The 17,656-nt window shown below is 65.5% G+C and carries 16 protein-coding genes; 4 read left to right on the plus strand and 12 right to left on the minus strand.

From position 1 onward, the window contains the following. Positions 1 to 140: 140 nt before the first annotated feature. The 6 genes from QA649_RS15520 to QA649_RS15545 form a co-directional block, all read right to left on the minus strand. Positions 141 to 1,373: a Zn-dependent hydrolase gene (locus tag QA649_RS15520; protein ID WP_283024954.1), complete on the minus strand. Its 1,233-nt coding sequence runs from the start codon at positions 1,371 to 1,373 to the stop codon at positions 141 to 143. Further along, entirely contained in the window at positions 1,366 to 2,151 is a 786-nt protein-coding gene (locus QA649_RS15525; RefSeq protein WP_283024955.1) for an ABC transporter ATP-binding protein, read from the minus strand. The genes QA649_RS15520 and QA649_RS15525 overlap by 8 nt, the downstream gene beginning before the upstream one ends. Further along, positions 2,148 to 2,921, minus strand: coding sequence for an ABC transporter permease (locus QA649_RS15530; RefSeq protein WP_283026033.1), 774 nt, complete (start codon positions 2,919 to 2,921; stop codon positions 2,148 to 2,150). The genes QA649_RS15525 and QA649_RS15530 overlap by 4 nt, the downstream gene beginning before the upstream one ends. 71 nt (positions 2,922 to 2,992) lie before the next feature. Continuing rightward, positions 2,993 to 3,937 carry an ABC transporter substrate-binding protein gene (locus tag QA649_RS15535; protein WP_283024956.1) on the minus strand — a complete coding sequence of 315 codons (945 nt, stop codon included), beginning with the start codon at positions 3,935 to 3,937 and terminating at the stop codon, positions 2,993 to 2,995. Positions 3,938 to 4,043: 106 nt separating this feature from the next. Continuing rightward, positions 4,044 to 4,772, minus strand: coding sequence for a histidine utilization repressor (hutC, locus tag QA649_RS15540; RefSeq protein ID WP_018642644.1), 729 nt, complete (start codon positions 4,770 to 4,772; stop codon positions 4,044 to 4,046). Continuing rightward, positions 4,769 to 6,127 carry a formimidoylglutamate deiminase gene (locus QA649_RS15545; protein WP_283024957.1) on the minus strand — a complete coding sequence of 453 codons (1,359 nt, stop codon included), beginning with the start codon at positions 6,125 to 6,127 and terminating at the stop codon, positions 4,769 to 4,771. The genes hutC and QA649_RS15545 overlap by 4 nt, the downstream gene beginning before the upstream one ends. A gap of 85 nt (positions 6,128 to 6,212) precedes the next feature. On the opposite strand from QA649_RS15545, the gene hutI reads away from it, so the two are divergent. From hutI to hutU, 3 genes are read left to right on the plus strand one after another with little or no spacing between them, the layout of a single operon-like run. Then, positions 6,213 to 7,427, plus strand: coding sequence for an imidazolonepropionase (hutI, locus tag QA649_RS15550; RefSeq protein ID WP_283024958.1), 1,215 nt, complete (start codon positions 6,213 to 6,215; stop codon positions 7,425 to 7,427). Next, entirely contained in the window at positions 7,424 to 8,983 is a 1,560-nt protein-coding gene (gene hutH / locus QA649_RS15555; protein WP_283024959.1) for a histidine ammonia-lyase, read from the plus strand. Before hutI ends, hutH begins: the two co-directional genes overlap by 4 nt. 13 nt (positions 8,984 to 8,996) lie before the next feature. Beyond that, positions 8,997 to 10,667, plus strand: a complete 1,671-nt coding sequence (gene hutU, locus QA649_RS15560; protein ID WP_283024960.1) for a urocanate hydratase — start codon at positions 8,997 to 8,999, stop codon at positions 10,665 to 10,667. A 7-nt stretch (positions 10,668 to 10,674) separates the two neighbouring features. On the opposite strand, the gene QA649_RS15565 is transcribed toward hutU, so the two are convergent. Both QA649_RS15565 and blaBJP read right to left on the minus strand, forming a co-directional pair. Next, on the minus strand, positions 10,675 to 12,684 hold the full coding sequence (locus tag QA649_RS15565; protein ID WP_283024961.1) for an EAL domain-containing protein: 2,010 nt from the start codon (positions 12,682 to 12,684) through the stop codon (positions 10,675 to 10,677). 294 nt (positions 12,685 to 12,978) lie between these two features. After that, positions 12,979 to 13,863, minus strand: a complete 885-nt coding sequence (gene blaBJP / locus QA649_RS15570) for a BJP family subclass B3 metallo-beta-lactamase (protein WP_283024962.1) — start codon at positions 13,861 to 13,863, stop codon at positions 12,979 to 12,981. 268 nt (positions 13,864 to 14,131) lie between these two features. Here blaBJP and QA649_RS15575 point away from each other — a divergent pair, with 268 nt between their 5' ends. Then, positions 14,132 to 15,445, plus strand: a complete 1,314-nt coding sequence (locus tag QA649_RS15575; protein WP_283024963.1) for an alpha/beta hydrolase-fold protein — start codon at positions 14,132 to 14,134, stop codon at positions 15,443 to 15,445. Between the two features lie 13 nt (positions 15,446 to 15,458). Here QA649_RS15575 and QA649_RS15580 read toward each other — a convergent pair whose 3' ends face one another. The 4 genes from QA649_RS15580 to QA649_RS15590 form a co-directional block, all read right to left on the minus strand. After that, positions 15,459 to 15,743 carry a TonB-dependent receptor plug domain-containing protein gene (locus QA649_RS15580; protein ID WP_283024964.1) on the minus strand — a complete coding sequence of 95 codons (285 nt, stop codon included), beginning with the start codon at positions 15,741 to 15,743 and terminating at the stop codon, positions 15,459 to 15,461. Between the two features lie 63 nt (positions 15,744 to 15,806). Then, positions 15,807 to 16,073 carry a hypothetical protein gene (locus QA649_RS42950; protein ID WP_349254066.1) on the minus strand — a complete coding sequence of 89 codons (267 nt, stop codon included), beginning with the start codon at positions 16,071 to 16,073 and terminating at the stop codon, positions 15,807 to 15,809. 32 nt (positions 16,074 to 16,105) lie between these two features. Then, positions 16,106 to 17,056 carry a hypothetical protein gene (locus tag QA649_RS15585; protein WP_349254067.1) on the minus strand — a complete coding sequence of 317 codons (951 nt, stop codon included), beginning with the start codon at positions 17,054 to 17,056 and terminating at the stop codon, positions 16,106 to 16,108. 253 nt (positions 17,057 to 17,309) lie between these two features. Then, positions 17,310 to 17,582 carry a hypothetical protein gene (locus tag QA649_RS15590; protein WP_283024965.1) on the minus strand — a complete coding sequence of 91 codons (273 nt, stop codon included), beginning with the start codon at positions 17,580 to 17,582 and terminating at the stop codon, positions 17,310 to 17,312. Between the last annotated feature and the right edge of the window lie 74 nt (positions 17,583 to 17,656).

The raw sequence follows: 17,656 nt of genomic DNA on the forward strand, positions 1-17,656 counted from the left end.
CGGGCAGGCTAGGCGTTGTGCGAACCGGCGTCTTTCCCAAAGCGATCGGGCCTTGCACGATCCTGCTCAAGGAGCGTTCAAGGTCGAACGAATGTGATTGGTTGCCGTCCTGTCGGCGCGATGCGGAGGACCGCGTCCGGCTAAGCGCTCAGGATGCGCCGGCAGGCATCGACGAAGACCTGCGCGCCGGTGACGATATCGGCATCGGCGGTATTTTCGGTCCAGTGATGGCTGATGCCGCCGATCGACGGCACGAACAGCATGCCGGCCGGCATGACGGTCGCGAGCATCTGCGCATCGTGGCCGGCGCCGCTGGGCATGCGGATGGATCGGCCGCCGGCAACCGCCTTGCTCGCAGCTTCGATCGCGTCCTGAAAGCCCGCGTTCATCATCGCCGGTGCGCCGGTGCGGATTTTATCGACGCTGACGGTGCAGGGGCCTCTCGCGCTGGCCTCGTCCGCCATCGTGCGCAGCAACTGCTCGAGCCGTTCGATGACCGCCGGATTGTCGTCGCGGATCTGGAATAGCATCTCGGCGCCGCCCGGAATGATGCTCGGTGCGCCCGGCTCGAGCGTGATGCGGCCGGTGGTCCAGACCGTGCGCGGACCGCATGCGGCCGGGAAACGTTCGTCGATCGCGACGCAGAATTTTGCCAGCGCGAGGCCGGCATCCTTGCGCACGGCCATGCGCGTGGTGCCGGCGTGGTTCTGCTCGCCGCTGAAATTGATCCGGTATTGCCAGATGCCCACGATCGAGGTCACGACCCCAACCGCAAGATGGCTGCTCTCGAGCGTGTCGCCTTGCTCGATATGCGCTTCCAGATACCCGACGTGCCGGCCCGGCTCGACAGCGACACGTGCGCGCCCCGAGAGACCCATCTCGGCGAGCGCATCGCGCATGGCGCGACCACCGGTGCGATCGCGCGCGGCGTCGATTTCAGCCTCCGTCACTTGCCCCACATAGGAGCGCGAGCCGAGGAAGCTGCCAAAATGTCCTTCCTCGTCGCACCAGGCGGCGACTTCGACGGCGCCCTTCACGGAGGGATCGGCATTGAGCACGCGGGCGGCTTCGAGCGCATAGATGACGCCGAGCGGGCCATCGAGCCAGCCGGCGTAGTTCTGGCTCTCCAGATGCGAGCCGGCAAGAAGCTTCGGTCCAGCCTTCGTGCTCGTCCCCAACACATTGCCGATGCCGTCGATCGTAGCCGAGAGGCCCGCGTCGGGCAGCTTCTGAACCAGCCAGTGCAGCGATTGCCTGTGCGGCTCGGAGAAGGTCGGCTTGTGCACGCCGCTCTTGTAGGCGCCGATGGCGCGAAGTGCGTTGAGGTCGGCGAGGACGCGCTCGCCGTTGGCGCGGGACTGAGTGTCAGGCATGTTCGGCAACCTTCAGCGCCTCGGTGCGGATCTCCTCGACCAGCCGCTCCTTGAGCTGGACGAATTCGGGCGTGGTCTTGATCTTGTACGAGCGTGGATGCGGCAGGTCCACGGTAATCTCGGCCTTGATGCGGCCGGGACGGGCACTCATGACGATGACGCGGCTGCCGAGGAAGATCGCTTCCTCGATGTCGTGGGTCACGAACAGCACGGTCTTCTGGTCGCGCTCCCAGATTCCGAGCAGCATTTCCTGCATCAGGGCGCGGGTCTGGTTGTCCAGCGCGCCGAAGGGCTCGTCGAGCAGCAGGATTTTTGGATCATTGGCGAGCGCGCGTGCGATCGCCGTGCGCTGCTGCATGCCGCCGGAGAGCTGCTTGGGCCAATGGTTCTCGAAGCCGGACAGTCCGACCTGGCGGATGAAGGCATCCGCGATCTTGTTCCGCTCCTGCTCGGACACGCCGCGCTCGCGCAGGCCGAAGGCGATGTTCTCGCGCACGGTCAGCCAGGGGAACAGCGTGTAGGACTGGAACACCATGCCGCGATCGGCGCCCGGCCCGGTCACCTCGCGCCCGTCAAGCGTGACGCGGCCGCCGGTCGGGCGGTCGAGCCCGGCGACGATGCGGAGGAGTGTGGACTTGCCGCAGCCGGACGGGCCGAGGATGGTGACGAAGTCGTTGTTGCCGATGGTGAGGTCGGTCGGCTCCAGCGCCCTGGTCGGCGCGTTGCCGTGGCGGGCGGGGAAGGTGCGCGAGACCTGTTCGATCTTGAGAATGGTCATGCGAGCTTCCACGGGAACAGCCAGGCGTTGAACGCCTTGAACAGGAAGTCGGAGACGAGCCCGATCAATCCGATCACGATGATGCCGAAGATGATCTGGCCGGTATTGAGCAGCGCCTGGCTGTCGGTGATCATGTGGCCGATGCCGGACGATGAGCCGATCAGCTCGGCGACGATGACATAGGTCCAGGCCCAGCCCAGCACCAGCCGCAGGATCTCAGCGATCTCCGGCGCAGAGGAAGGAAGCAGCACACGGCGGATGATGCCGCGGTCCTTGGCGCCCAGCGTGTAGGCCGCCTCGACCAGGTCGCGTCGCGTGGCACCGACGGTCACGGCGACCATCAGGATGACCTGAAACACCGAACCGATGAAGATGACGAGCAGCTTTTGCAACTCGCCGATACCGGCCCAAAGAATCAACAATGGAATGAAGGCGGACGCGGGCAGATACCGCGCGAAGGAGACGAACGGCTCAAGGAAGGCCTCGACCGGCTTGTAGGCGCCCATCAGAACGCCGAGCGGCACCGCGATGATCGCCGCGAGCGCAAAGCCGCCGACGACGCGCCAGATCGTCATGCCGATGTCGAAGACGAAGCCCTGCTTCGTCAGCAGCTCGAAACCTTCCTGCACCATGGTCAGCGGGTTAGCGAGAAAGGTCTTCGACACATGGCCGCCGAAGGTCGCCCAGGACCAGAGGGCAACGAAAAGCACGAAGAACGCGAGGCCAAAGGCCACGCGCTGCCTCGATGTCACGGGATCCAGGGGACGCATCAAACTGTCTATCCGGGTGGTCGATCACGCGCCGGTCCCGCCTCGTGGCGGGACCGGCAGCTCGGTGAAGCTTACTTGATGAAGCTGGCGTCGTAGAGGTCTTCGACCTTCGGCGCGGCCTTGATGATGCCGATCTCGAGCAGGAGCTCGGCAGCGTCCTTATTGAAGGTCAGGAAGTCGCCGGCGAAGAACTTCTGGTTCGCGGCCTTGTCCTGCCAGCGCAGGTACTTTGCCGAGTTACCGAACTGCTCGCCGGTCTGCTTCACGTCCGCGCCCATGATCTCATAGGCCTTGGCCTGGTCCTTGGCGATCATGTCGAGCGCCTCGAAATAGCTGTTGGCAAGCGCCTGCGCGGCCTTCGGGTTCTCGCTCAGGAATTTGGGCGTGCAGCCAAAGGTGTCCATCACGATCGGATAGTCCAGCGTGGTCGCGATGATCTTGCCCTTGTCGGGGGCGGCGCGTACGGTCGACAGATACGGCTCATAGGTCATCGCGGCGTCGTTCTGGCCGGAGACGAAGGCCTGCGCTGCGGCTGCCGGCTCGAGGTTCACGACGGTCACGTCCTTCGTGGTGAGGCCGTTCTTCTTGAGCATCCAGGCCAGTGCGAAATAGGGCGACGTGCCCGGCGCGGACGCTGCGACCGTCTTGCCCTTCAGGTCCTTGATCGCGGCGATGTCGTTGCGCACGGCCATGCCGTCGGCGCCATAGCTCTTGTCGAGCTGGAAGATCTGCTTGGTGGCGACGCCGTTGGCGTTCCAGGAGATCCAGGTCTCGACCGTGGTCGCCGCGCACTGGATGTCGCCGGAGGCGATCGCGAGGTGGCGGTCCTTCTGCGGAATCTTCTTGATGGTGACGTCGAGACCGTTCTTCTTGAAGATGCCGGCTTCCTTCGCCAGCGTCAGCGGCGCGAAGCCGGTCCATCCGGAGATGCCAACGCCGACCTTGACGTCGTCGGCGAGCACGGGAGTGGCGGCCGTAAGCGCAATGATTGTCGCAAATACCTTTGAACTACGCATGTTTGTCGTCCTCTTGCCGATCGATGGATTGACGTCCTGTTGATCCCTATTGGTCCACGCAGACCGTTGCCCGAAGCGTTGCACGAATTGTGCCGACATCGTTCTCTCAGCCTCCCTTGAATCGGGCGACAAGGCGGTGAGAGTCACCGGGATAAAGCAGCCGCACCGCGGTGATGGTGCGCGCGCTGCGCCAGGTGTAGCGGTCGATCACGAGGCATGGCGCGCCGACGGCGATGTCGAGCGCTTCCGCCGTGCGATCGTCCGCGACAATGGCGCTGATCGTATGCTCGGCCTCTGTCCATGGGACATGGTGAAGCAGCCAGGAGCCGGGCGGCTCGCGCGAAAAATCGGCGGTCGCCGCATTCGGCACGGAGGAGAGATCGATCAGCCTGTCCTCGACTGCGAACGGTACCTTGTCGGCGCTGTGGCGGCAGGTGATCGCGACCACCTTGCCGGCCTTCTTGACGCCGAGACGGTCGCGGTCGGCGGCGGTCGCCGCGCGCAGCTTGCGGCCGATCAGCTCGTAGCCGTAAGCGCGGCCGAGCGCGGTGATCTCGGCGCGGATGTCGGCGATCTTGAGCACCGCCGACTGATGCTGAGGCCGGCGCACGAACGAGCCGGCGCGCCGCCGCCGTTCGATCAGGTCGGCCTGCGCGAGCTCCGACAGCGCCTTGTTGACGGTCATGCGCGAACAGCCGTAGCGCGCGACCAGCTCATGCTCGAAGGGAATGCGATGCCCGGGCGGCCACTCGCCGGTCAGGATGCGCTTCTCGATATCGGCGCGGATGCGCTTGTAGAGCGTCGGCTGGTCGGCTGCGTCTGCGGTGAGGCTCATGCAACGAGCCTCCGCATCGCTGTGTTGAAGCGCTCGCGCGCGGCTTGGCGCAGCCTGTGCCGCCCGCCTTCGACCACCTTGTTGCCGCCGGCCCAGACGCAATCGACCGCAGCGCCGCTCGCGGCAAAGATCCAGCCGTCGATGACGGCGTCATGCGTACGTCCTGCGAGCGACGGATGTGCGGCGTCGAGCGTGACGATGTCGGCGCGCGCGCCGGACGCAAGGCCGACCGTTGGCTGCGCCAGCGCCCGCGCGCCGCCGGCAAGCGCATCATCGAACAGCGAGCGCCCGGTCGAGCGACCTGCGCCGCCGGAGAGGACGTTGCGCTGGCGGTGCTTGAGCCGCTGACCGTATTCGAGCTGGCGCAATTCGTCGGCGGCGCCGATCAGCACGTTGGAATCGGTGCCGACGCCGAAACGGCCGCCCGCGTCGAGAAACTCGCGTGCCGCAAAAATGCCGTCGCCGAGGCTTGCTTCCGTGATCGGGCAGAGGCCGGCGACCGCGCCGGTCTTCGCGAATGCCGTCACTTCCTCAGTCGTCATGTGGGTCGCATGAATGAGACACCAGCGCTGATCGACCGGGGCGTGCTCCAGCAGCCATTCCACCGGGCGCCGGGCCGACCAAGCGAGGCAATCCTCGACTTCCTTGACCTGCTCGGCGGCGTGGATATGGATCGGGCCGCCTTCTGCAAGTGGAATGATCGCGGTGAGTTCGTCCGGCGTCACTGCGCGCAAGCTATGCGGCGCGATGCCAATATTGGCGCCCGGCAATGCTGCAATCGTCTTGCGCGAGGCCGCCATCAACGCGTCGAACTGATCGACCGTGCAGATGAAGCGGCGCTGGCCGGCATGCGGCGCTGCGCCTCCAAAAGAGCCATGCGCATAAAAACTCGGCAGTAGCGTGAGCGCGATGCCGGAGGCCTCGGCGGCCTGCGCGATCTGCGCGGCCATCTCGGCGATATCGGCATAGGGCGAACCGTCGCGGTTGTGATGCAGATAGTGGAATTCGCCGACGCGGGTAAAACCCTGCTCCAGCATCTCGATATAAAGCAGCGTCGCAACAGCCACGACGTCGTCCGGTGTCATTGCCAGCGCAAAGCGATACATCGTCTCGCGCCAGGTCCAGAATGTGTCGGTGCTGTCGCCGCGCAGTTCCGCCAGGCCCGCCATGCCGCGCTGGAACGCGTGGCTATGCAGGCTCGCAAGTCCCGGAAGCGCGATGGCATGGCGCTCGTCGCCGGCGGCGGGCGGCACGCCCGGCGTCACCGCCGCGATCGCGCCGGCGGTGACGACCACCTGCACGTCATTGGCCCAGCCCGAAGGCAGGAGCGCGGAAGCGAAATGCAGTCGGGACATGATGACACGCCGGCTGGACAGAACCGCCTTACGATTATATGTCTAGACATATAAGTCAAGCATCCGACGGCGAATGGATACCCGCATGGCAGAGCGCTTCGACCGGATCTGGCACAATGCCCGGCTCGCCACGATGCTGGCCGATCGTCCCGATCTCGGCGAGATCGAGCACGGTGTCATCGCTGCGCGCGGCGGCCGCATTGTCTATGCGGGCGCGAAGGCGGATTTTCCCGTTGATGCGGAGGCGATCGATCGGATCGATTGCGAGGGACGCTGGATCACGCCGGGTCTCGTCGACTGCCACACCCATCTCGTCTATGGCGGTAACCGCGCGCATGAATTCGAGCTGCGCCTGAAGGGCGCAAGCTACGAAGAGATTGCCCGCGCCGGCGGCGGCATCGTCTCGACGGTGGCGGCAACGCGCAAGGCGAGCGAAGCCGAGCTCGTTGCAAGCGCGCTGCCGCGGCTCGATGCGCTGATCGGCGAGGGCGCGACCACGGTCGAGATCAAATCCGGCTACGGCCTCGATGTTGAAACCGAGATGCGGCAACTCTCCGCAGCGCGCAGCCTCGGTCGTCGGCGGCCGGTCGCGATCCGCACCTCCTTCCTCGGCGCCCATGCGCTGCCGGTGGAGGCCGATGGCGACAAGGATCGCTACATCGACCTTGTCTGCAAGGAGATGTTGCCCGCTGTGGCAAAGGCTGGCCTTGCCGATGCCGTCGACGCCTTCATGGAAGGGATCGCGTTCTCGGCAGAACAGACCGCGCGGGTCTTCGAGGCCGCGAGAGGGCTCGGGCTGCCGGTGAAGCTTCATGCCGACCAGCTGTCGAACCTCGGCGGCGCTGCGCTTGCCGCCAAATACGCCGCATTGTCGGCCGATCACCTCGAACACACGGATGAAGCCGGTGCGGCGGCGATGGCGAAAGCCGGAACGGTGGCCGTGCTGCTGCCCGGCGCGTTCTACTTCATCCGCGAGACGCAGAAGCCACCGGTCGAGGCGTTCCGCAAGCATGGCGTTGCCATGGCGCTCGCGACCGACTGCAATCCCGGCAGCTCGCCGCTGACATCGTTGCTGCTCGCGATGAACATGGGCGCAACGCTGTTCCGGATGAATGTGGCCGAGTGTCTTGCGGGCGTCACCCGTGAAGGCGCGCGTGCACTTGGTGTGCTGGGCGAGACCGGCACACTGGAAGCCGGGAAATGGTGCGACCTCGCGATCTGGGACATCGAGCGTCCCGCCGAGCTCGTCTACCGCATCGGCTTCAATCCGCTGCATCGCCGCGTATGGAGGGCACAGTGACCGAGCAGGGCGCGGCAATCGTCGTCAAGCCGGGAACGGTGAGCTTCGACGATCTCGTGCGCGTACTCGAAGGCGCCCCTGTCGTCCTCGATCCATCGTTCTGGCCGCGTGTGGAGGCGGCTGCGCAGATCGTTGCGCAGGCCGCGCAGGCCGATGTTCCCGTCTATGGTATCAACACCGGCTTCGGGAAGCTGGCCTCGAAGCGCATTCCGCCCGACCAGACCGCGCTGCTGCAGCGCAATCTCATCGTCTCGCATTGCTGCGGCGTCGGCCCGGCGACGCCGGAGCCGATCGTGCGGCTGATGATGGCGCTGAAGATCGTCTCGCTCGGGCGCGGTGCCTCCGGCGTGCGCCGCGCGGTGATCGAGCAATTGCAGGGCATGTTGGCGCGGGGCGTCTACCCGCTGGTGCCGCAGCAGGGCTCGGTCGGCGCCTCCGGCGATCTCGCGCCGCTTGCGCATATGACGGCGGTGATGATCGGCGAGGGGCAGGCGATCATTGACGGTAAGACGGTGTCCGGCAGCGAGGCGCTCGCCGTCGCCGGCCTCGCGCCGCTGACACTTGGACCCAAGGAAGGCCTTGCGCTGATCAACGGCACGCAGTTCTCGGCCGCCTACGCCATATCGGGCGTGCTGCGCGCGTTTCGCCTCGCGAGGGCCGCGCTCGTGACCGGCGCGCTCTCGGTCGATGCGGCGATGGCCTCGACGGCGCCGTTCCGTCCCGAAATCCAGGCGCTGCGCGGCCATGCCGGCCAGATCGCCGCGGCGGCCACGCTGACCGCGCTGCTCGACGGCAGCGACATCCGCCTGTCGCATCTCGAAGGCGATGAGAGGGTGCAGGATCCCTATTGCCTGCGCTGCCAGCCGCAGGTCGCGGGCGCAGCACTCGACCTCATCTCGCAGGCCGCCCGCACCCTGATCGTCGAGGCCAATGCGGTCACCGACAATCCGCTGGTACTGGTCGAGACCGGCGAGATCGTCTCCGGCGGCAATTTCCACGCCGAGCCGGTCGCCTTCGCCGCCGACGCAATCGCGCTGGCGTTGTCGGAGATCGGCGCGATCAGCGAGAGGCGGATCGCAACGCTGGTCGATCCTGCGCTGAATTTCGGCCTGCCGCCGTTCCTCACCCCCGATCCCGGCCTCAATTCCGGCTTCATGATCGCCGAGGTGACGGCGGCCGCGCTCTACGCCGAGAACAAGCAGCGCGCGCTCGCATGCTCGATCGATTCGACGCCGACCAGCGCCAACCAGGAAGACCACGTCTCGATGGCCGCGCATGCCGCGCGGCGCCTCTCCGACATGGCCGACAATCTCGCCGCCATTCTCGGCATTGAGCTTCTGGTCGCAGCCCAAGGCATCACGCTGCGCGCGCCGCACGCGACCAGCGCGCCGCTGGTCGCCGTCATCGCAGCGCTACGCGAGCAGGTGCCCGCACTCGGCGCCGACCGTTACATGGCCGGCGATCTCGCCAAGGCCGCCGCGCTGATCGAAGCCGATGCATTGCCAGCAGCAGCGCTCGCCGCGCTTCCAACCGATCCGTTTCCGCGACTTGACTGAAGAGGTGTTCCGCATGAACCGCCGACTGGACAATGACCGCACCATTCGCGCCCCGCGCGGCAGCGAGATCAGCGCCAAGAGCTGGCTGACGGAAGCGCCCTTGCGCATGCTGATGAACAATCTCGATCCTGATGTGGCGGAGCGTCCGAGCGAGCTGGTTGTCTACGGCGGTATCGGCCGCGCCGCGCGCGACTGGGAGAGCTTCGACCGGATCACGGCCGCCTTGCGCAAGCTCGAAGGCGACCAGACGCTGCTGGTGCAGTCCGGCAAGCCCGTCGGCGTCTTCCGCACCCACGCCGATGCGCCGCGCGTGCTGATCGCGAACTCCAACATCGTCCCGCATTGGGCGACGCTCGATCATTTCAACGAGCTCGATCGCCAGGGCCTGATGATGTACGGCCAGATGACGGCGGGCTCGTGGATCTATATCGGCAGCCAGGGCATCGTGCAGGGCACCTACGAAACCTTCGTCGAAGTCGGCCGTCGCCATTATGGCGGCAGCCTCGCCGGCAAATGGATCCTGACCGCCGGCCTCGGCGGCATGGGCGGTGCGCAGCCGCTGGCCGCAACCATGGCCGGCGCATCGATGCTTGCTGTCGAATGCCAGCCGAGCCGCATCGAGATGCGCTTGCGCACCGGCTATCTCGACCGGCAGGCTGCAACGCTCGATGAAGCGCTCGCGATCATGGCGGACGCCGCGAAGACGAAGAAGGCCGTCTCGGTCGGCCTGCTCGGCAATGCCGCGGAGATTTTTCCGGAACTGGTCCGCCGCGGCGTCAAGCCCGACATCGTCACCGACCAGACCAGCGCGCACGATCCGATCAACGGCTATTTGCCGAAGGGCTGGACGCTCGCCGATTGGGAGGCCAAGCGCGCCTCTGATCCAAAGACGGTCGAGCGCGCCTCGAAGACGTCGATGGTCGAGCACGTCCAGGCCATGCTGGATTTCCACGCGCAGGGCATTCCGACGCTCGATTACGGCAACAACATCCGTCAGATGGCGCAGGACATGGGCCTGAAGAACGCGTTCGATTTCCCCGGCTTTGTTCCCGCCTATATCCGTCCCCTGTTCTGCCGCGGCGTCGGGCCGTTCCGCTGGGCCGCGCTGTCGGGCGATCCCGAGGACATCTTCAAGACCGACGCCAGGGTCAAGGAGCTGATGCCTGACGACAAGCATCTGCACAACTGGCTCGACATGGCCAAGGAGCGCATCAAGTTCCAGGGCCTGCCAGCGCGGATCTGCTGGGTCGGCCTCGGCGATCGCCATCGCCTCGGCCTTGCCTTCAACGAGATGGTGGCGCGCGGCGAGTTGAAAGCGCCGGTCGTGATCGGCCGCGATCATCTCGACAGCGGCTCGGTGGCGAGTCCCAACCGCGAGACCGAGGCGATGAAGGACGGATCGGACGCGGTGTCCGACTGGCCCCTGCTCAACGCACTGCTCAATTGCGCCAGCGGCGCGACCTGGGTCTCGCTGCATCATGGCGGCGGCGTCGGCATCGGCTATTCGCAGCATGCCGGCATGGTGATCGTCGCCGACGGCACGCCGGAAGCGGCCAGGCGCATCGAGCGCGTGCTCTGGAACGATCCTGCCAGCGGTGTCATGCGCCACGCCGACGCGGGTTACGACATCGCGATCGACTGCGCTCGTGACAAAGGGCTCGATCTGCCGAGCCTGGCGAAATAGCTACGCCTCAGGCCACGATCTTGGCTCCGGCGCCGCCGAGGCGCCGGCCTTCGTTCGCGAGGTAGTCGCCGATCGCGTCGGCCGGCATCGGCTTTGCGAAATAATAGCCCTGGATGAAGTCGCATCCCAGCCGCCGCAGGGTATCGAGCTGGGCGCGCGTCTCGACGCCCTCGACGACGCAGGCGATCTCCATGTCGTCGCACAGGCCCGTGAGCGACTTGATGATCTTGTGACTCACCGGATTGTCGTTGATGTCGGCGACGAAGCTGCGGTCGATCTTGATCTTGTCGAGCGGCAGCCGGTGCACGTGGCTCAGCGAGGAATAGCCGGTGCCGAAATCGTCCAGCGAAATGCCACAGCCCATCGCCTTCAGCGTTGCGATCGACTGCTGTGCACGCACGAAGTCGAAGGTAACGGCGGTCTCGGTGATCTCGAAGTCGATCCGGTGCGGCGGCAGTCCGCTCTTCTCGATGATCGAGATCAGCGGCAGGATACCCTCGGCCGCGCAGACGTCGTGAGCGGAGAGGTTGAACGACAGGCGGATGTGGTCGGGCCAGGTCTTGGCCGTTGCGAGCGCGCGAACCAGCAGCGCCTGGGTCAGCGGCCGGATCAGGCCGATGCGTTCGGCGGCCGGGATGAAGTCGGCCGGCGACACGAGGCCAAGGCGGGAGCTGTGCCAGCGCGCCAGCACCTCGAAGCCGGCGGTGTGCTCGCTCATGGCGTCCACGATCGGCTGGAACACCAGGTCCATCTCGGTGCCGAAATCGGCGGTGCGCAGCAGGTTCTCGATCACGCCGCGGCTGCGGATCTCGGCCTCGAGCTCGCTCGAGAAGATCACGGTGCGGCCGCGCAGATGGCGCTTGGCGTGATAGAGCGAATAATCGGCGCACTCGTAGAGCGCTTCCGCCGTCGTCGCCGATTGCGGGAACAACGCAAAGCCGATCGAGCAGGACAGCCCCGTATGTGCGGTGTCGAGTTGATAGGGAAGCTTGACCTGATCGCCGATGCGCTGGCCAAGCCGGAGCAGATCCGCATCATCGGGATCGCCGCACACAACGAGACCGAATTCGTCGCCGCCGAGTCGGGCGAATTCGACCCGCTGCGGACCAAAACCCTCGCAGACCTCGCGAATGCGCCGGCCGGCCTCGATCAGCACGCGATCGCCGACCGAGTGACCGTAATTGTCGTTGATCGGCTTGAAGCCGTCGAGATCGATGATGCCGACCGCGACGCGAACGTTCCTGCGCTCGGCATCGGTGAAGGCACTCGACAGCTCGGCGAAGAAGCGGCGGCGGTTCGGCAGCTCGGTGAGGGAATCGAGATTGGCGAGGCGGAAATTCTCGTCCGACAGCGCTTGCGTCGCAGCCTGTTGTGCGAGCAGCGATTTGCGGCTGGCGACGAGATCGGCGAAGTCGCGATAGTAGATGACCAGCACCGTCACCATCGCGCCCGAGACGAGCAGGTTGTTGACCGCGATCGCCTTCAGCGTCGGCTCGCCGGTGGCCCAGAAGAACAGCACATAGGGTACGTCGACGACCAGCGTCACGATCAGCGCCGCGGAGCGCAGATGCATCAGCGAGAAGATGCAGCCGATTACGGTGACGGCCATGTAGAAGGCCACCTGGCTCTTGGCGAAGGGATCGCCGTAAGGGAAGAGCGCGAAGGACCAGGCGGTGAAGCCCGCGCCGATCGGCAGCGTCATCCAGTTGGTGGCGCGCAGGTTGCGAAGGATGTCGGCATCGCTGCGCACGAGATGACGCTGGCGCAGCCACCAGAAGGTACGCAGAGCCGCCAGCACGGTGAGCACGCTCGGCACGATCATCGTCAGCCAGTCCGGCGCCACGTTCACAAAGGTGTAGGCGACGGCGATCGTGTTGCTCATGAGGATGAAGTAGAGCAGCGGGATCTGCTTGGAGAAGGCGTCGAACTGCGCGCGCGTCAGGTCCGGATTGTCGGCCGGCACGCGAAACAGCCGCGTCGCGGCGGCGATATGAGACTTCAAATTGGCGACAGGCATTGCAATACGCGCCCCGGATCCCTTCAAAACGGGAGCGATCTTGCACGGCAGGGGTAAAGGGCGCGTTAGACGGGTTCCATGCGGAAAGGCCAGTACAGGTTGCACGCGGCCGCAGGAATTTCCGGCCGCGTGCATTGGTGAGGCCGCGTTAACGATACGAGGCGGGGGAAGCGAGCCTTATCAACTGCAAAGTGCTGCAGAGCCGCGGCTACACTCTGCTAACCATGGCGCCGGCACAACGTGTTGCCGACCCCCCTCCGTCGCTGGGGAGAGGCGGGCAGCACCTGCCGGCCGCTATTTCTTCTCCAGCGCGGCGGTCTGCTTCGCGAGCTGCTTGTCGAATTCCTCGGAGAGGCTGGTTGCGTAAGTTGCGAGCTCGCCCGGCTTGACGAACGCGTTCGGTGCGCCGTCCTTCATCTCCGCGCGCTTGGCCTGCATGCCATAGACTTCCGGATGCGGTCCGAGCAGCACGTCGATCTTCATCGCCTTCACCTTGTCGTAGGTCGCACGGTAGTCATCGACGATGCCGGGATAGGTGGGCTGGCCGACCAGGCGGTTCAGCGCCACCGTGCCGCTACAGAAAAACAGCACTTCGCGATCCTCCCTGCCGTCCTTGACGGTCATCTCCCAGCTGGTGCAACCCGGCGAATGGCCGGGCGTTGCATGCGCGGTGAGCGTTGTGTCGCCAAGCGTGACCTTGTCGCCTTCCTTGATGGTACGGTCGACCTTCACCGCGGGGAAGGCGAGATCCTCGTTCTTCTCGTCGCCCGGATAATAGCCGCCTTCGAGCAGCGGCTTGTCGCGCTCGCCGGCGATGAGCTGTGCGCCGGTCTCCTTCTTGATCTCGGCAAAGCCGCCGGTGTGGTCGAGATGCGCGTGCGAGTTGAGAATGATCTTGATGTCGGCGACCTTGAAGCCGAGCTTGGCGATGTTGTCCTTGATCATGCCGGTCGACTGCGGCATCGCCGTATCCATCAGGATCAGGCCCTGCGACGTCTTGATGACGTAGACGGCAATGCCGTCGGTGCCGACATAGTAGATGTTTCCGATGAGCTGGAACGGCTCGAACGGCGCCGTCCAGTTCTTCATGGCGATTGCCAGGAAATCCTTGATGGTCCGCGCCTGCGCGCCAGTTGAGAGCAGGGCCAGTGCACAAAGCGCGGCCGCGAGCCTTCTCATAGTCTGCCTCCCGAATTGTTCTTCATTTTTGATCGGACGCGACTCTCGTACGGCGCGACCGGCGATTAAGTTACGTCGCGCTCGCTGCGGCAGCAACCACCTCACGCCGTCAAATATCCGGCCGTATCCGCGGAATAAGCGCGCCTCTCCGGTTTGAGCATGGCGGCCTTGCCGCAACGCGACCGGTTGACGTTTGACCGCGCGAAAGGAGGCCGCCATACTTTGCGTCAAGACGGGCCGGAAAGACTCGTCAGCACCGGGAGCTGAAATGACAATTTCATTATCCGTCCTCGCGGGGACGCTGATTGCTTTCGTCTCCGTCTCGGCAAGTGTGGCGCAGCCGGCCTGCGTCACCCAGAATATGGCCGTGCCGCCGGGCGCCAACACCACCGACAAGGCCGCACCGTTCTTCATCGACACCACGGGTCTCGACTTCAAGACGGCGCCGCCGACGCGCGATCCCCTCAGTGCCAATTACCCGCGCGCGACCGAATTGCCGGACGGAACGCTGCCGCCGCCGGGCGCGGAAGGCAATTTCATCATCGGTCCCACCCACAATCCCGCGCCGGAGACGATCGCGAAGGAGGGCGTGCCGCGCGGAACGACGAAATCCTTCACGCTCTCCTCGAAGGAGAGCACGATCTACAATCCCGGCCTGATCCGCGACGACGTCGCCGGCTGCACCAATTCCTCGATCATGACGACCGTCACGGCACCTGACGACAAGTCGCATATGGTCATCACCACCAGCCATCCCGGAATCTGGTCGCGCACGGTCGATGTTTACGTGCCCGCGCAGTATGTACGCGGCAGCGAGGCGCCGTTCATCGTGGTCGGCGACGGTGGCTCGAACGCCTACAAGGACCTCGCCACCACGCTCGACAATCTGATCGCGCAGCGGCGGGTGCCGCCGATGATCGCGATCCAGATCGGCAATGGCGGCCAGGACGCGCAGGGCAGCCAGCGCGGCCGCGAATATGACGCGGTGTCAGGCGTCTACGCGCAATTCGTCGAACGCGAGGTGCTGCCGCTTGTCGAGAAGAACGCCGACGTCAAGCTGACCAGAAATCCCGATGGCCGCGCGACCATGGGGCTGAGCTCGAGCGGCGCTGCCGCCTTCACCATGGCGTGGTTCTATCCAGATCTCTATCACCGCGTGCTGGCTTTCTCGCCGACCATGGTCAACCAGCAATGGCCGCACGATCCGTCGCTACGCGGTGGCGCCTGGGAATATCACAGTGCGTGGACGGGGCCGGCCGGTCCCAACCTCATCTGGAAAGCAGGCGTGCTGACCCCCTCCGATCCGCCCGGCGTGCCGCTGATGGTGGCCGCACCGACGAAGCCGATCCGCTTCTGGTTCTTCGGCGGCGACCAGGATCTGTTCTATCCGAACCCCACCATTCCCGACGGCATGCACGACTGGACGCTGTCGAACGCCCTGATGGCGAAGGTGTTGGCGGAGAAGGGCTATCATTACCAGTTCCTGTTCGTGCGCAACGCCAAGCACGTCGATCGCCCGACGATCGCGCAGACACTGCCGTCGGCGCTGGAGTGGGTGTGGAAGGGCTATCCAATTCCCTGAAGGGAGGAAGTGCCTATCGCCCGATCGTCACGCCCGCGGTCGAGCGCATGGCGTCCCGCAGGCTCGTCGCCTTCATGTCGTCGAGGACCTCTCGCGTCAGCACGGTGGTCTGGCCAGGCGTGTTGAGGATCGTCTCGCCACGCGAGGACGAAAGCCGGTCGACTTTGTAGCGCGGTGCGGCATCGGCGGCATGCGCCGTTGGCGGCACGTGACGCGGCCGTTTGCTGGACGCTGCAAAGGCTCCTTGCGAGAAGCAGAGGGCCGCGATGACGATCAATCGCAACGATGTCGCGCGCATGCGATCTCCCATAGCCGGGGCATCAGCCTAGCATATGGCGAGCATTCTTCGCAGAGAAAAGGATCAGGCGAGTGCGGCCTGGCGTTCCCGCGCGGATTCACGAACCCGGTCCGGAACTCGCGGCTCGGCGAGCCGGGTGAAGCTGCGATGGCCGGCCTGCGCGGGCGCCTCGACGATGACGCCCTCGCACACGATCTGCCCGCCGAGCATCCTGAATTCCAGCTTGTCGTAGCGCGGCATGGTCTCACCGGGGGCAGGCGGCAGCAGCTCGATGCTGCCCTGGATGTTCAGCGTGGCATCGCCGGTGCCGTGAAGCCGCGGATTCCACATCCTGATCCCGGTCTCGGTCCAGCGCTGCCGGATCAGCGCGGCACGATCGGCCGGTTCCGCGGGCTTGGCGCGAACTTTCGGTGTGCTGCGGACATCGGGCGCCGGAGGCGCAAGTCCTGCTCCGGCGCGATGTCCGTGACGATTCCGGGCGTGTCGTCCGAGGAGCTCTCAGTGGCGGCTGCGGCGACGACCGGCGCAGGATCGTTCGCGGGGACCGGCTCGATCTCGACCGCGTCGCTGGAGGACGGCGCGTTGTCGATGCCGCTTTCGGAGACGTCCTCCACCGCGGCTTCGCTGACGCCAAGCGCGACGCAGAGTGCGTCTGCTACGGCCGGTTCGACATCCGCGGGAATGCCAGGGGAGTGATCGTCGTTGACGACGAGGGCGTCAACCGGCGCGATCGCGCCGTCGACAGACACGGCCTCGGTCTCCTCCGCGACGACGGGCTCGATGCCGGTCGGAAGCTCGGGAGATGGATCTCTGCTGATAGCAATGGGCTCGGCGTTGACCGATTCTCGTTCGGCCTCGACAGATGCGCCCACGGCCTGCTCGGTCTCGTCGGGCGCAACGTCGGCCGAATCTTCGGCCGGCGGATCGTTGTCGATGATGAACTCGGGAACATTGGTCGACTCGGGCGCGAGGTCGGCCGGCGAGATTGCAGTCTCCGCCACGACGACCGGCTCGGCTTCTGTCGGCGTCTCCCGGCATGAATCGTCGGTGATGCTCTCATCGGTCGGCGCTGCCGAGGGGCCCTCCGCGACGACAGAGATTGTGGCTTCGTCCGCGGCGACTGCGACGTCTGCGTCACTGGGCAGTGGATCGGCGCTGATGCTGACGCTCGGAGCCGGCGCCGTTTCTGCAGCGTCGACGATGAGGGCGGGTGAGTCGTTTGCGGCAATCGGGGCGGCGTCGATGCCGCCGCCGTGCGGCGAGGGCCGAAGCCGGGTCAACGCCCATTTCACCGCAGGGATGCGGTGCAGCAACGATATCAGTCTCGAAAGCACTGGGAGTTGTCCAAGAGGTACTCGGCGTGAGGCAATCGCTGATTCGTCAGCAATGTGAAAAACTGCCCCGGCCGTCACACCGATGTCAATGTAGGTGGGACCAATTGCAGAACATGCGCGCGTCGCTGGCTAGGCTCTCGATTCGAATCTGTGGCGCGGCGCGACACTGCCGATCGATCTTGCCTTCCCGTGGGAGAGGAGGGGACATCCGTCCCCTCCCACGATATCGCGGTTACTTCCCGGAGCCTGCGCCACCGCCGGCCTGGCTGCCCATGTTGTTGGTGTTGCTGCCGCCGGCCGAAGGCGACTGCTTGCCCTTGCTGTCGGCAGCCTCGTTCTGCATGTTCGAGGAACGCCCCGTCGTCATCCCCTTGGTGGCAGGGCCTCGCGACGAGGGACCGACCTCGCCTTGACCGGACGCGCCTGGAGCGGGTTGTGTCTGAGCGAAGGCGCTGCCGGTCGCCAGCGCCATGATGCACGCCGATGCCAGAATGATCTTCTTCATGTTGTTCTCCTGCATTGCCCGAGACAACCTGTGCGTGGAGGGGGCGTTCCAAACTCGGGCGTGGCGCGTCGCAG

This window comes from Bradyrhizobium sp. CB1717 (assembly GCF_029714325.1).
Taxonomy (GTDB): Bacteria; Pseudomonadota; Alphaproteobacteria; order Rhizobiales; family Xanthobacteraceae; genus Bradyrhizobium.

What these genes read in the sequence shown, in the direction of transcription:
- QA649_RS15520 (WP_283024954.1), bottom strand. Translation starts at nt 1,373, where the DNA reads ATGCCTGACACTCAGTCCCGCGCCAACGGCGAGCGCGTCCTCGCCGAC.
- QA649_RS15525 (WP_283024955.1), bottom strand. Translation starts at nt 2,151, where the DNA reads ATGACCATTCTCAAGATCGAACAGGTCTCGCGCACCTTCCCCGCCCGC.
- QA649_RS15530 (WP_283026033.1), bottom strand. Translation starts at nt 2,921, where the DNA reads ATGCGTCCCCTGGATCCCGTGACATCGAGGCAGCGCGTGGCCTTTGGC.
- QA649_RS15535 (WP_283024956.1), bottom strand. Translation starts at nt 3,937, where the DNA reads ATGCGTAGTTCAAAGGTATTTGCGACAATCATTGCGCTTACGGCCGCC.
- hutC (WP_018642644.1), bottom strand. Translation starts at nt 4,772, where the DNA reads ATGAGCCTCACCGCAGACGCAGCCGACCAGCCGACGCTCTACAAGCGC.
- QA649_RS15545 (WP_283024957.1), bottom strand. Translation starts at nt 6,127, where the DNA reads ATGTCCCGACTGCATTTCGCTTCCGCGCTCCTGCCTTCGGGCTGGGCC.
- hutI (WP_283024958.1), top strand. Translation starts at nt 6,213, where the DNA reads ATGGCAGAGCGCTTCGACCGGATCTGGCACAATGCCCGGCTCGCCACG.
- hutU (WP_283024960.1), top strand. Translation starts at nt 8,997, where the DNA reads ATGAACCGCCGACTGGACAATGACCGCACCATTCGCGCCCCGCGCGGC.
- QA649_RS15565 (WP_283024961.1), bottom strand. Translation starts at nt 12,684, where the DNA reads ATGCCTGTCGCCAATTTGAAGTCTCATATCGCCGCCGCGACGCGGCTG.
- blaBJP (WP_283024962.1), bottom strand. Translation starts at nt 13,863, where the DNA reads ATGAGAAGGCTCGCGGCCGCGCTTTGTGCACTGGCCCTGCTCTCAACT.
- QA649_RS15575 (WP_283024963.1), top strand. Translation starts at nt 14,132, where the DNA reads ATGACAATTTCATTATCCGTCCTCGCGGGGACGCTGATTGCTTTCGTC.
- QA649_RS15580 (WP_283024964.1), bottom strand. Translation starts at nt 15,743, where the DNA reads ATGCGCGCGACATCGTTGCGATTGATCGTCATCGCGGCCCTCTGCTTC.
- QA649_RS42950 (WP_349254066.1), bottom strand. Translation starts at nt 16,073, where the DNA reads ATGTGGAATCCGCGGCTTCACGGCACCGGCGATGCCACGCTGAACATC.
- QA649_RS15590 (WP_283024965.1), bottom strand. Translation starts at nt 17,582, where the DNA reads ATGAAGAAGATCATTCTGGCATCGGCGTGCATCATGGCGCTGGCGACC.